Genomic DNA, 13,358 nt, shown 5'->3' with positions numbered 1-13,358 from the left:
ACGTGGCGTGCCAAAGGGCGATGACGGCCAGCCTGCCACGTGGCACAGCAGGCGGCATGAACCCGCTTCGTGTCCTCGGCGCCGCCGCCATGATCGCCGCCGCGCTCACCACCGCCTCCGTCGCCAAGGGCCCACTCGCCATGTCTGAACCGACTGCGACGTTCGTGCCGCTCACCTGGCCCGATCTGACCAAGCGCCCGCGCCCCGCGCCAGACGCGACCGTTAGCTACGGCGAGGATTCCATGCAGAAGGTCGACGTGTGGCTGCCCCGCGGGGCTGGGCCGCATCCGGTGGTCGTCATGGTGCACGGTGGCTGCTGGCAAACCAAGATCGCCGATCGTACGCTGATGAACTGGGTCGCCGACGACCTGCGCCGATCGGGCGTGGCGGTGTGGAACATCGACTATCGCGGGGTCGACCGGGCGGGCGGCGGCTATCCCGGCACGTTCATGGATGCTGCGAACGCTGCCGACCAACTGCTTGTATCGGCACGCGAATACAATCTGGACACGAAGCACGTCGTCGCGGTGGGACATTCCGCCGGCGGCCATCTGGCGCTATGGCTCGCTGCCCGGTCGCGTCTTCCCGCGAGCAGCCCGCTGCACGGCGCGAAACCGCTCAACATCGCGCACGTCGTCAGCCTGGGCGGCCTGCCCGACCTAGAGGCGACGGCGGCCAGCCCTGACAACGGCTGCGGTACCGAGGTGGTCGCGAAGCTGGTCGGCACCGGTCGCCGCGACCCGTACGCCGATACGTCGGTGCCTCGCCTGCTGCCGCTCGGCGTGCCGCAATCGCTGGTGAACGGGCGCGAGGATCGCATCATTCCTTACCGCATGGCGACCGACTATGTCGCGCGCGCCACCACGGCGGGCGACCGCGCGACGCTCACTACGGTGCCGAACACCGGCCATGTCGAGCTGGTCGCGCCCGAGACGGCGGCGTGGCGCACCGCCAAGCGGCTGCTGCTCGAACAACTCGGCGTCCCCGATCGGCAGCTCGACATCGCGCGCTGAGCGCCGCCGCGCCGCAGTGCAGCACGCCCCTTTTCCCCCGCGCGGCTTTCCCGTATAGGCCGCCGCATCATCGCCCCGGCCGCGCGGCCCGTCCGCGCTAGCCGGGGCGTCATCGTTTTGGCGAAAGGGCGATCCATGGCGCGCAGGCGGCAGATCTACGAGGGCAAGGCCAAGATCCTGTACGAGGGTCCCGAACCCGGCACGCTGATCCAATATTTTAAGGACGACGCCACCGCCTTCAACGCGCAGAAGAAGGGCACGATCAACGGCAAGGGCGTGCTCAACAATCGCATCAGCGAGCACATTTTCACGCTGCTCGGTCATATCGGCGTGCCGACGCACTTCATACGCCGTCTGAACATGCGCGAACAACTCATTCGCCAAGTTGAGATCGTGCCCGTCGAGGTGATGGTCCGCAACGTCGCCGCCGGCTCGCTGTCGAAGCGGCTCGGGATCGAGGAAGGCGTGCAACTCCCGCGCACGATCATCGAATATGCCTACAAGTCGGACGAGCTCGGCGACCCGATGATCACCGACGAGCATATCGCGGCGTTCGGCTGGGCGAGCCAGGAAGAGATGCACGACATCGCCGACCTGGCGATCCGCGTGAACGATTTCCTGTGCGGGCTGTTCGCAGGAGTCGGCATCCGCCTGGTCGACTTCAAGCTCGAGTTCGGCCGCATCTGGGACAACGATTACAGCCGGATCATCCTGGCGGATGAGATCAGCCCGGATTGCTGCCGCCTGTGGGACATGGACAGCGACGAGAAGCTCGACAAGGACCGCTTCCGCCGCGATCTCGGCGGCGAGGTCGAGGCGTATCAGGAGGTCGCGCGCCGGCTGGGGCTCCTGCCCGAAGGCAGCGAGAATGCGGTGCTCGACATGGAAACCCACCGCAAGAAGCGCGGCAAGTGACTGCGTTGACCGCGAATTAACCACTGAGCGGCTAACCCCCTCGCCGACACGGGTTCGACGAGGGGGTTTTCTTATGCGTTTTCATCGAAGCGCGCTGGCACTGCCACTGCTGGCGCTGGCCGCATGCGGCGGAGCCGGGCCGGAAACGGTCGGCAGCATCGCACCGCCTGCGCCCACCACGGGCACAGGATCGGGCAACACCGGTGCGGGCGGCACCGCCTCGGGTGGCACCGGTGCGGCGGTCGGCACCGCGAGCGGCACCGCCCCTGCCGCCTCTGCCACCTTCCTGGCGGTGAACACCGAGACGAACTTCAGTGCGGTTGGAGCGCTTCACACCTTCGGCTACGATCCCGAGGTTGCCGGCGTCGACAAGCGGCCGATCTCCTACCAGGGCAACGCCAGCACGACGCGCACTTCGTCGGGCACGATCAACTACAGCCCGCGGGACGGCATCTTCACCGTGACGTTCAACGACAGCAAGGCCGGCGTCGAGAACAGCGTCCGCTTCCAGGACCCCGCGCACCGCAGCGACTTCAATCCCGAGAGCCGCCCGACGCTGGAGGTGCCTAACCTCCCCGGCTTCAACTATCTGGAAGCCAGCGACAAGACGCAGCGCTCGACCTTTTTCTACCAGCGCCCCGATGCAACCACCTACGTCACGCTGGCCGGATTCACCCGGCAGGAGTATAACGACACCGGGCTTATCGCGCGCAAGCACGGCGCGCTGGTATTCGGCTCGCTGACCCCGCAAACGCAAATTCCGATCAGCGGCAGTGGCACCTACACCGGCGGCTTCATCGCCTCCGCGGTGCTCGACACCTCGCGCGACAGCCGCAATCCGCAGCCTGCCTACATGCAGTGGATCACGGGTGCGAGCAACGTGTCGGTCGATTTCGGCAAGTCCACCGTCGCGCTCAGCTTCGACGGCACCGTCGGGCCGACGTTCCAAAACGGGCAGTTGATCGACAATGCCGCGCTGCTGACGCCGGCGGGCACGCGGTTCCAGGCGAGCGGCAGCGCGCAGATCGACCTGCTGCGCACCGGCGGCTTCGCCGGCGCGTTCACCAACGCGACGCTTGGCGGCAAGGCAATCGACTTCAGCCCGATCAGCGCCGGGTCGAGCACCTCGGGTGCGAGCTCGATCGACGGCACGTTCTTCGGCCCCAATGCGGTCAACGTCGGCGGCAATTTCCGCATCGTCGGCGGCGTGCCCGATCAGCGCGTCGACATACAGGGCGCCTTCACCGGCGCCAAGAAGTAAGCACGGCGGAGGTTGGGCGACATGCTGCGCCGATTGCTGGCGACGATGCTGCTGTTCGCGTCGCCGGCACCGGCGCTCGCGGCAGCGCCGGACGCTGCGGAACCGAGCCCCGTCGCCGCGCCTGCGCCGACCTCCGCCGCGGCGCAGTGCGGTGCCAATCCTTGCCAGATCAGGCTCACCGCGCCTCAATTGCTCGCCTCGGCCGAGCGGCTGGTCGAGGCCGGCAAATATCCCGAGGCACGCGCGCTGCTCGCCGCGCTGCGGCTGGCGCCCGGCTTCGCGCTACAGACGCGCTTCCTGACCGGCTATATGGCGGCGCAGGAAGGCGACCTCGCCGCCGCGGCGCGCGCGTACAAGGACATCCTCGCCGACGATCCGAACCAAACGCGCGTGCGGCTCGAACTCGGGCGCACGATGATCGCAATGGGGCAGAGCGCGGCGGCCGACCGCCAGTTGCGCCTCGCACAGCAGAGCCGCGAGCTCGACCCCGATTTGGCGCGGCTGGTGCGCGGCGCACGCGACGTGATCCGCTCGACCCGCGCATTCCGCGCCGACGTGACGCTCGGCATCGCGCCCGACACCAACATCAACAACGCGACCAGCGCGCGGACGGTCAACGTCAACCTCGGCGATTACACGCTGCCGCTCGAACTCGACGCCGGCGCGCGCCGCCGCTCGGGCACCGGGCAGACCGCGGTCGCGTCCGCCGCGGCGCGCCTGCCGATCGGCGGCGACCTGTTCTTCCTTGGCAACCTCGATGGCAGCGGGCTAAATCACTCGGGCTCACGCTTCGACGACTATCTCGTGCAAGCCGCCGCGGGTGCCGAGGCGCAGGTATCGAACGAGGCGAGCCTGTCGCTCCAGGCGATCGGCGCGCAGCGCTGGTATGGCGGACGCGTCGCCAGCCGCCAGATCGGCCTGCGCGGCGGCGCGCAGCGCACGCTCGACGCCGGACGGCGGCTGGGCGTGCAGGTCGACATCCGCCGCACCGATACCGAGTTCGACCGCGCCTTTGACGGTTGGCAGGGCGGCGTGTACCTGTCGTACGAGACGAGCTTCCGCCGCACCTTCGTCGCCGCCGCGCAAGGGTTCGTACGACGCGACTGGCTGAATGCCGGCGCTTATTCCAACACCGAGGTCGGGGTCGGCGCGAACGTCGCGGGCGAACTGCCGCGCGGGTTCAACATCGGCTTCGGCGGCAGCGTCAGCCGCGCCTGGTTCGACGACGCGATCCCGATCTTCTCTGCGACGCCGCGCCGCGACTGGCGCGTTGCCTCGCAAGTGTCGCTCGGCAACCGCAAGCTGCGCGTGCTCGGCTTCTCGCCGCAGGTATCCTGGGCGGCAACCGGCATCCTCTCGTCGCTCGACCTCTACCGCACCAAGCGCAGTCGCTTCTCGTTCCAGCTCGCGCGTTATTTCTGAGCGCCGGGCGGCTGAGCGCGCCCGAAATCCTTGGCCGAAAACCTTGCCCCGCGCGAGGCAGCGCGGCATAGGCGCCGGGCATGAAGCTCACCATTCACGTCACGCTCAAACCCGGTGTCCTCGATCCGCAGGGCAAGGCGATCGAGCACGCGCTCTCCGGCCTCGGCTTCGCAGGCGTCCACGGCGCGCGCGTCGGCAAGCTGATCGAGCTGGAGGTGGACGAAGGCACCAGCGACGCCGACGTCGACGCGATGTGCCGCAAGCTGCTCGCCAACACGGTGATCGAGAACTACCGGATCGAGCGCGCATGAAGACGGCGGTTGTCGTCTTCCCCGGCTCCAACTGCGACCGCGACATCGCCGTCGCGCTGGAACAGGTGACGGGCACCCGTCCGACGATGGTGTGGCACCGCGACACCGCGCTGCCCGACGACGTATCGCTAGTCGCGGTACCCGGCGGCTTCTCCTACGGCGACTACCTCCGCTCGGGCGCGATCGCCGCGCGCTCGCCGATCATGCGCGACGTGGTCGAGCGCGCGGGCAAGGGTCTGCCGGTGCTCGGCATCTGCAACGGGTTCCAGGTGCTGACCGAGGCGGGGTTGCTGCCCGGCGCGCTGATGCGCAACGCCGGGCTCGACTTCGTTTGCCGCGACGTCGCGCTGACCGTCGGCGAGTCCAAGTCGGCCTTTACCGGCGGCTTCTCGGCGGGCGAGACGGTGCGTGTGCCCGTCGCGCACCACGACGGCAATTACGTCGCCGATCCCGAAACGCTCGACCGATTGGAGGGCGAGGGTCAGGTGGCGTTCCGCTACGCCGAGCCGGTCAACGGCAGCGCGCGCGACATCGCGGGACTGGTCAACGCCAGCGGCAACGTGCTCGGCATGATGCCGCATCCCGAACGCCGGATCGAGCCGGCGCACGGCGGCACCGACGGTCGCCGCCTGTTCGAGGGACTGCTCGACCGCGTCGGCTGAGCGGGCTTGGGCGCCGGGCTTCGATCGCGCGCCTGGTTCCTCATCGTCCGGTCTGTCCTACAATCGCGCGGCACCTTATCGTCCCGGCCGCGCTCTTTCTCACCACTAACACAATTGGCCATCGGCCCCGCTACGACGATGCGTGTTGGCGTGACCTTCGTGTGACCTTCCACGTCGGTCCTGAGCGCTGGCGTGATTTCATCACCTTCGCGCCGAACGCACGCGTTGGTGTGACCTTAGCGTGACCTTCCGCGTCGAACCCGCGCGTTGGCGTGACCTTCGAATGACCTTCCGGGTCACCGGCGCGCGGCGAATGGGGAGAAGTTTGTCTCACGGTCGAACACGTCGACGCCCTCCGCGCGTTTCAGCGCGCCGATCACCGCGTAGGTGACCGGCGTCAGCAGCACCTCCCACCCGACTTTCAGCGCCCATTGCGTAAACAGCACGGTGACCACCAGCTCGCCCGTCCACCCCGCAGCACCCAGAAATGCGAGCGGGTAGAAGATCAGGCTGTCGACGCCCTGCCCGACCACGGTCGACCCGATCGTCCGCATCCACAGGTGCCGCCCGCCGCTCCACACCTTCATCCGCGCGAGGACGTAGGCGTTGACGAACTCGCCCGCCCAGAACGCGCACATGCTGGCGAGACGATCCGCGGTACCTGCCCGAACACCGTCTCATACGCCGCCTGGTTGGTCCAATCGGGCGCGGGCGGCAGGGTTACGACGACCCAGGCCATGAACGCCATGAACACGGTCGCGGCGAACCCGACCCAGATCACGCGCCGCGCCCGCGCGTAGCCGTACACCTCGGTCACACGTCGCCGATGACGTAGCTGACAGGGAAGAACAGGATCCCCGCTCCGAACGGCCATTCGCCGAGAAGCGGCAACGTCACTACCGCGACCTTGCCCGCCCCCAGCACGTTGGACAGCAGCAGGATCGCGACAAAGGCCGCCATCACCAGGTCGTAGAAGCGCGCGCCGCGGGCGCTCGACGCACTGCCCTCTACGACGGGGATCGAGTGATCGTCGCGATGCTCGCCGGTGCCGCTCATGCCCGTTCCATACGCGGCGGTTTGCACGCTCGGCAATCCGCGCTAATCGAGCAACACGCGCGCCCGTAGCTCAGTTGGATAGAGCACGAGCCTTCTAAGCTTGGGGCCGCTGGTTCGAATCCAGCCGGGCGCGCCAGATCAGTTAAGCGATTCAGGCGGAACGATTGGCACCAGCAACGGCGCGATCGGCACGCCTTCCTCGGCGAGCGCCTCTGCTTCCGCACGCGTTGCCTGACCGTGGATCAGCGTCTCCGGCTTCTCGCCGAGGTGAATCGCGCGCGCCTCGCTGGCGAAATTGCCGCCGACCCAGCGCGAGTCCTTGAGCGCAGCGGCTTGGGCGCTCGCCACCGCGTGGATCAACGCCTTGATGTCGGGCTTTGCAGGAGCTGCGGGCAAGCTGTTGCCCTTGGCACCGACGCGCGGCGCCATGACCGCCTTCTCGATCTCGCTGCCGCCGCAGATCGGGCAGACGATCAGCCCGCGTTCCCGTTGCGACTCGTACGCGCTGCTGGAGCTGAACCACGCCTCGAACACGTGATCGCCCGCGCACCGTAGGTCGAAGACGATCATCCGCCTGCGCTTACCCGCTCGTCTAAGCCGACAGCAACGGGTCGAGCTTGCCCGCACGCTCCAGCGCGGCAAGGTCGTCCGATCCGCCGACGTGCTGCCCGTCGATGAAGATCTGCGGCACGGTGGTGCGCCCGTTGGCACGACCGATCATCTCCTCGCGCTTGGCGCGGTCCATGGTGATGTCGAACTCGGTCGGCTCGACGCCCCTGTCGGCGAGCAACCGCATCGCGCGCGAGCAATAAGGGCAGAACGCCTTGGTGTAGATTTCAACCTTTGCCATAGCTTACGAGTTGTGGTCGCGGGCGCGGCTTGTCAATCCGCCGCCTCACCTTCCAGCACGCGCGTCCACGCGAGAATGGTGACGCTGGCAGCGCCCGCGCGCAGCAGGACCGCGGTGCACGCGTCGGTCGTGGCGCCGCTGGTGTAGACGTCGTCAATCAGCACGACATGGTGGCCCGCAACCGCTCCGCCGCTCACGCGAAAGGCCGCGCGAACCGCCGCGCGTCGCGCGTGCGCCGAATGGCCGCGCAGCGGCGGCGTCGCGCGATGCCGCTCCAACGTTGTGCGGTCGCACGGCACGCCGCTCAAGGCCGACAGGCAGTCGGCGATCAACGCCGCCTGATTGTACCCACGCCGCCACAATCGCCAGCGATGCAGCGGGACGGGCACGAGCAGCGAGGCGTTCTCGGGCATGTGGCGCAGCATCAACCGCGCGGCAGTCTCCGCATAAGCGGTGCGTCCGGCATATTTCAGCCGCAAGGCGAGCGTGCGCGCGACATCGCCATATGCGACCGCGGCGCGCACGCCCGCGTGCTTCGGCGGATCGGCGAGGCATGGCGCACAGCGGGTTTCCGTGCCGCGATCGTGCGTGAAGGGCGTGTTGCATTCGGCGCACCATGGCGGTCCCACGAAGCGCAGGCTCGACCAGCACCCCGCGCAGAAACGATGCGCCGCGCCGACGATCTCGCCGCATCCGGCGCAGCGCGGCGGCAGCGCCAGATCGCGCACCAACGCCAGCACATCACCCGCCACGCGCATTTGATCGCCCCCCTGCCCCTTGTCGCGCCACGCCCCCGTCGCCACAAGCGTGACGTGACGCCGCCGCCTGAAATCTTCGACCGATCCGCCCGTCGCCGACGCCGCGACCGCGCGGCGCACCGCTGGCCCGCTCACGACTTTCTGCGGGCCGTGATGCTCGACGGCATTGATGAGCGTCTGTCGACGGTGCTGCGCGGGTTCGAGGACGTGCTCGACCTCGGCTGTTTCGAAGCGGGCTTCACGCCACCCGCTGCCGCTCGGATCGCGCGCTTCGATCCCGGCTTCGCGTTCGCGCGCATGGCTGGCGGCGTGCAGGGTGACGAGGATCGTCTGCCGTTCGCCGACGCGAGTTTCGACCTGGTGGTCGCCGCCGGCACGCTCGACACCGTCAACGATCTGCCCGGCGCCTTTTCGCTGATCCGCCGCGTGCTGCGTCCCGGCGGGCTGTTCCTGGGCGCGTTCCTCGGCGCCGGGTCGCTGGCGACGCTGCGCGCGGTGCTGCGTGAGGCAGAGGCGGATCGTCCGGCCGTGCGCGTGCATCCGCAGGTCGAGGTACGATTGGCGGGCGACCTGTTGCTGCGTGCCGGGTTCAAGCTGCCGGTGGCGGATGCCGAGACGTTGACAGTGCGCTATGCAACGCTCGGCCGACTCATCGACGACCTGCGCGGCATGGCGGCGAGCAACGTGTTGCGCGATCGCTCGCCGCTCAGCCGTGACGCGCTCGCCCGCGCGGCCGCCGGCTTCGCCGCGCGCGCGGACGGCGACGGGCGCACGGCCGAGCGGTTCGAAATTGTCTTTCTGACTGGCTGGGCGCCCTCGCCCGAGCAGGACGCAGGCCGACGCGGCCCACCTCGCGGCACCGCCGACTCGGGTCTGCCGCGCCCGGCGGGTCGCTTCGGCTAGATCAGTTCATCGCCGTCATCTGCGAGCAGGCGTCCCATCGCCTCGAACAATGCGTCCATCGCCACCGGTTTGAAGATGACGTCGTTCGCGCCCGCCTCCAGGCAGCGCTCGCGAAGGTCCACCGCACGGTCGGCCGTGACGACGATGATCGGCAGCCTACCTTTGGCATCGTCACGCGCGCGGATGTGACGGATTGCGGTCAGACCATCCATACCGGGCATCCGCAGGTCGACCAGAATCATGTCGAACTCCTCGGCATCGATACGCCCCAGGCCGATCTCCGCGCTCTCGGCTTCCTCCATGTGTGCGCCTGCCACGTCGAGCATGTCGCGCACCACGCGGCGGTTCATGCGATCGTCTTCGATAAACAGGACGTTCATGGCCGGTGACGCTTACGCGGCGGTACCGCGCCTCCTGTGTTGCCTATCACTACCACAGCTTACGCTAAGCCGCGCCGCGCACAAGCACCTCGTCGAGGTGCATAAGACGCTCGACTAGTATCTTTTTACCAACGGGTTTCTCGATCACGGCAGCGACACCGGTCGCGAGCAGGCGCGTGCGCTGCTCCACAGACAGGGCGGGAGCTAGCAGGGCCACCGGCGCAGCGGCAGCGGACGCGACGAAGCTGTTCAACGCGCGCGTCGTAGATAACACCTCGTCGTCGGCGTCGACCAGAGCGCGGTCGAGTGGCCGCCTCCGCGCAATCTCGGTGGCGGCCAGCAGGTCGGCCGCGACGATCACCTTGCGTTCGGCCTCAAACAACGCCTTCAGCATGGCGCGCGTGATCGGGCTGCGTACCACGAGCATGATCGGCCGGACGCTATCCGCATTGATCGGAGCGTCGGCGGCGATCAGCGGCAGGTCGAGCGTGAACGTCGCCCCCTGCCCCAGCGCGCTCTCGACGACGACGTCGCCGCCCATCGCGCGCGACAGGCTGCGGCAGATCGACAGCCCCAGCCCGGTGCCCCCGAAGCGCCGTGCCGTGCCCCCGTCGCCTTGGCGGAACGAGTCGAAGATGAGTTCGTGCGCGTCGGGTGCGATCCCGATCCCGGTGTCACTGACCCTGATCGAGAAGCGATCGCCATGGCACCCGACAGCTACGTGAACCTGGCCGGCCTGGGTAAACTTCACTGCGTTCGACAACAGGTTGAACACGATCTGCCGCACGCGCATCACGTCGCCGACGATCCAAGTGGGACAAGTGGCGATCTCGACCACGAAGCCGAGGCGTTTTGCCTCCGCCTGCTCGCGCCACAGCCGGCACGCTTCGTCGATCGTCCGGTACAGGTCGAACGGTGCGGCCTCGATCGCCATCTTGCCCGTCTCGATCTTGGCAACGTCCAGAATGTCGTCGACCAGCGCGCGCATTGTCATGCCGGCCCCGTGCACCACCGACAGTCGGTCGCGCATCGTCGGCGCAAGCTGTTGGTCGGCGATCATCACCTCCGTCATGCCGAGAATGCCGTTCAACGGCGTGCGGATCTCGTGGCTGGTAGCGGCGAGGAACTCGGTCTTCGCCGCCAACGCGCGTTCAAGCTTGTCGCGCGCAATCCGCAACCGGTCGCGACTGCGCCGAAGCGTCAGCATCGCGATGCCGAGCAGCAGGATGATCACCGAGGTACCCAGCGCCGCGCCGATGAAGATCATTCGCTGCATGCGCGTTCGATCGCGCTCGTGCGACACCGCGGCCTGCAACTCACCGGCCTTCAACTTGGCGATGCGCAGCTCCTGATTGGCATAGTCAAAGCGCGCTGCGGCGAGCGCCGCATTGTTGGAGCGCGCTACTTCAGTCGCCTGATCGTCGAGGCGTTTGAGCGCAGCGAGGTGTTTGAGCGCAGCGGCATCTTCGTTCAGCGCCGAATAGATCGCATAAGCGGTCTGGTGATCGTCGCGTTCGGTCAGGATCGTCTTGGACAGGTCGACACCGGCGAAACGCCGGTCGATCAGCGCGCGGGCGCGGACGAGATCACCTTGTTGCAGCGCCGCCTGCGCGGCGAGCCGCAGAAACGTGGAGCGTGCGAATGCTCCCTCCGGCTTGGTCGACAGCGCTAAGCCGCGCGCGATCACGCGGTCGGCATCAGCGACGTTCCCGCGCAGCAGGCGCACGTTGGCGAGATTGCCCAGGATGATTGCCAGCGAGGCACCGCCGTGATGCTTGGTCGCGACGCGTTCCGCCGCACTGAAATCCCGCTCAGCCTGATCGTAGCGGCCAAGCGCGGTCAGCGACGTCCCGCGCCCGCTCAGGATCGCAATCGCGAGCGCCGGATCGGCGTGGTAGGCGTCGATCGCCTGGCTGAAATACCGTAGCGCCGTGGCGCGATCACGCGCACTGTCGTAAAGCAGGGCGAGCAAGATCAGGGCCTTTGCACGACTGCGATTGTCGCCTCGCGCGGCAAAGAGTTCGTGCGCGCTTTGCAGTGCTTGCAGCGCCTCGTTTGGATGCGCCGTATCTAGCAGGATGCCGCCGCGCGATAGCATGATGTCGGCGTAAAGCCGCGAGCGCGGCGCAATCGGGAAGGTCTTACGACGAGCACGATCCAAGAGGATCATCGCACGCCCGGCATCGTTCGCGCGACCGGCCGCCTCGCCCCGCAGCCACAAGGCGGTAGCTTCCGCCTGCTCGCGCTGGCTTGGCTCTGCGATCGTTCCGGCGATCGCCTCAGCCTTGGTGGCGAAATCCTCAGCCCTTGCGGGTGAGATCAGCATCGATGCTTTCGCCTGCACCACCATGGCATCGAACGCCTTTTGCGCTGTGCCGAACGCAGGCGGCGCAGCAGCCAGCAGCATCGCCCCGGCAAGAGCGATCAACGATGCGCTAGCACGCCGCGTCAGCCGCGTTTCCACGTCGCTGCCAGCCTGTTGAAGCTGCTGCGCGTCACCTCGGGTGTCCGACGATGACGATCCTCGCGCATGAAGGCGATGAACGCGTCGAGCGCGATCGGTCGGCTGATCAGGAAACCCTGAATCATGTCGCAGCCCATCACGGTCAGCAGCGCGAGGGCGGCGTGGGTCTCCACGCCTTCGGCTACCACCTCCATGTCTAGTGCGTGCGCCAGATCGATCGTCGAGCGCACGATCAATGGGTCGCGGTTCGAACTGGTCAGTTGCGTCACGAATAGTTTGTCGATCTTCAGCTCGCGCGCGGGCAGTTGCTTCAGATACGCCAGGCTCGACAGGCCCGCCCCGTAATCGTCGATCGAGACGCGGATGCCGATGTCGGCGAAACGCTGCAGATTGGCGATCGCGCTCGCCGGGTCGCGGATAACCGAGGTTTCGGTGACTTCAAAGCCGATCTCGACATCGCTCTCGCCGACCATGCGGCAGGCACCCGCGACGAAAGCGTCGTCGGACAGCAGCTGGCCCGAGATGTTGACGAACAATCGCAGTGCGTGACCATGATCTCGCAACGTTGCGGCATCGACGATCGCCTGCTCGATCGTCCACAGCGTCAGCCGGTGGATCAATTGTGCCTGTTCGGCAACCGGAATGAAGTCGCCGGGCAGGATTAGCCCGCGCGTCGGATGCCGCCAGCGGATCAGCGCTTCTGCGCTGGTGATCTCTTGGCGCCGCGCATGCACCTTGGGTTGGTAGAACAGCACCAGCTCGCCACGATCGATCGCGACGCTCAGCTCCTCCGCCAGTTTCATCGCGTCGCGCGGCAGCACCTCGATCGCCTGGGTCACCGGCTTGTCATGCTCGCGCGCGCTGGCGAGCGCCTGTTCGGCCTCCTCCGCCAGCAGCACCTCATCGGCGTCGCGCGCGCCCATCGCGCCGCCGATCACGATCTTGACCAGGTGTCGCTCGCCGTCGAGATCGAGCGGCCATTGGAACGCCTGGCACGCGGCGGTCATCATCGCGTCGAGCTGATCCGGAGCGTCACCCTCGACGTCGATCTCGATCAGGTTGCGGCCAACCGCGCGCACGCGCGCGTCCGGAAAGGCCTGGCGAAGCCGCTCGGCCATGTCGTCGACCAATATGTCCGCACGTGCGCAGCCGAGGTAGCGACGTAAACCGGTGAAGTTTGCGGCCTCCACGAGCACGTGAAACCGCCACGCCGATCGCGGTTTCGCGATCGCGCGAACGAGATGTGAGCTGTCGAGGAGCGCGTCCATGGCTTCACGCTAGCGCGAACGTTTGAACAATCACTTAAAACTTAAGAAGATGGTTAACGACGCGTTAACGTTGTTGTGGGAATCACTAGGATCGC

Annotated in this window: 13 protein-coding genes, 1 tRNA gene and 1 pseudogene; 8 read left to right on the top strand and 7 right to left on the bottom strand. The window is 67.4% G+C overall.

What is annotated here, in order from left to right:
- Positions 1–56: 56 nt before the first annotated feature.
- The 6 genes from HRV97_RS03700 to purQ all read left to right on the top strand — a co-directional run bounded on the left by HRV97_RS03700 (position 57) and on the right by purQ (position 5,584).
- A complete protein-coding gene (locus HRV97_RS03700) occupies positions 57–1,013 on the top strand; it encodes an alpha/beta hydrolase (protein WP_246248496.1) in 957 nt (318 codons plus the stop codon).
- Positions 1,014–1,148: 135 nt separating this feature from the next.
- Complete coding sequence (gene purC, locus HRV97_RS03695; protein ID WP_174192303.1) at positions 1,149–1,928, top strand: phosphoribosylaminoimidazolesuccinocarboxamide synthase; 780 nt, start codon at positions 1,149–1,151, stop codon at positions 1,926–1,928.
- A gap of 73 nt (positions 1,929–2,001) precedes the next feature.
- Positions 2,002–3,189 (top strand): hypothetical protein, encoded by a 1,188-nt coding sequence (locus HRV97_RS03690; protein ID WP_174192302.1) that lies wholly within the window; start codon positions 2,002–2,004, stop codon positions 3,187–3,189.
- 21 nt (positions 3,190–3,210) lie between these two features.
- Entirely contained in the window at positions 3,211–4,611 is a 1,401-nt protein-coding gene (locus HRV97_RS03685) for a surface lipoprotein assembly modifier (RefSeq protein ID WP_174192301.1), read from the top strand.
- A gap of 80 nt (positions 4,612–4,691) precedes the next feature.
- Positions 4,692–4,922, top strand: a complete 231-nt coding sequence (gene purS, locus HRV97_RS03680) for a phosphoribosylformylglycinamidine synthase subunit PurS (protein WP_174192300.1) — start codon at positions 4,692–4,694, stop codon at positions 4,920–4,922.
- Complete coding sequence (gene purQ / locus HRV97_RS03675; protein WP_174192299.1) at positions 4,919–5,584, top strand: phosphoribosylformylglycinamidine synthase subunit PurQ; 666 nt, start codon at positions 4,919–4,921, stop codon at positions 5,582–5,584. Before purS ends, purQ begins: the two co-directional genes overlap by 4 nt.
- 296 nt (positions 5,585–5,880) lie before the next feature.
- Here the strand turns inward: purQ and HRV97_RS03670 are convergent.
- Positions 5,881–6,640: pseudogene (locus HRV97_RS03670) on the bottom strand (queuosine precursor transporter).
- A 59-nt stretch (positions 6,641–6,699) separates the two neighbouring features.
- Here HRV97_RS03670 and HRV97_RS03665 point away from each other — a divergent pair.
- Positions 6,700–6,776, top strand: a tRNA-Arg gene (locus HRV97_RS03665).
- Between the two features lie 2 nt (positions 6,777–6,778).
- Here the strand turns inward: HRV97_RS03665 and HRV97_RS03660 are convergent.
- From HRV97_RS03660 to HRV97_RS03650, 3 genes are read right to left on the bottom strand one after another with little or no spacing between them, the layout of a single operon-like run.
- On the bottom strand, positions 6,779–7,210 hold the full coding sequence (locus tag HRV97_RS03660) for a DUF1178 family protein (RefSeq protein WP_174192298.1): 432 nt from the start codon (positions 7,208–7,210) through the stop codon (positions 6,779–6,781).
- Between the two features lie 22 nt (positions 7,211–7,232).
- Positions 7,233–7,490, bottom strand: a complete 258-nt coding sequence (grxC, locus tag HRV97_RS03655) for a glutaredoxin 3 (RefSeq protein WP_174192297.1) — start codon at positions 7,488–7,490, stop codon at positions 7,233–7,235.
- A 32-nt stretch (positions 7,491–7,522) separates the two neighbouring features.
- Complete coding sequence (locus tag HRV97_RS03650; RefSeq protein ID WP_174192296.1) at positions 7,523–8,248, bottom strand: ComF family protein; 726 nt, start codon at positions 8,246–8,248, stop codon at positions 7,523–7,525.
- 153 nt (positions 8,249–8,401) lie between these two features.
- On the opposite strand from HRV97_RS03650, the gene HRV97_RS03645 reads away from it, so the two are divergent.
- Positions 8,402–9,151: a methyltransferase domain-containing protein gene (locus HRV97_RS03645; protein ID WP_246248495.1), complete on the top strand. Its 750-nt coding sequence runs from the start codon at positions 8,402–8,404 to the stop codon at positions 9,149–9,151.
- Here the strand turns inward: HRV97_RS03645 and HRV97_RS03640 are convergent.
- From HRV97_RS03640 to HRV97_RS03630, 3 genes are all read right to left on the bottom strand, one after another.
- On the bottom strand, positions 9,148–9,531 hold the full coding sequence (locus HRV97_RS03640) for a response regulator (protein ID WP_174192294.1): 384 nt from the start codon (positions 9,529–9,531) through the stop codon (positions 9,148–9,150). The genes HRV97_RS03645 and HRV97_RS03640 overlap by 4 nt on opposite strands.
- 64 nt (positions 9,532–9,595) lie before the next feature.
- The gene (locus tag HRV97_RS03635) at positions 9,596–11,959 is read right to left on the bottom strand and encodes an ATP-binding protein (protein WP_174192293.1); all 2,364 of its coding nucleotides are present in this window, start codon (positions 11,957–11,959) and stop codon (positions 9,596–9,598) included.
- Between the two features lie 20 nt (positions 11,960–11,979).
- Positions 11,980–13,263, bottom strand: a complete 1,284-nt coding sequence (locus HRV97_RS03630; RefSeq protein ID WP_174192292.1) for an EAL domain-containing protein — start codon at positions 13,261–13,263, stop codon at positions 11,980–11,982.
- Between the last annotated feature and the right edge of the window lie 95 nt (positions 13,264–13,358).

Origin of the sequence: Sphingomonas hominis (assembly GCF_013328205.1) — a bacterium.
Taxonomy (GTDB): Bacteria; Pseudomonadota; Alphaproteobacteria; order Sphingomonadales; family Sphingomonadaceae; genus Sphingomonas; species Sphingomonas hominis.
Note: the sequence above shows the minus strand (reverse complement) of the source record. Positions and strands in the feature narration are given on the sequence as shown.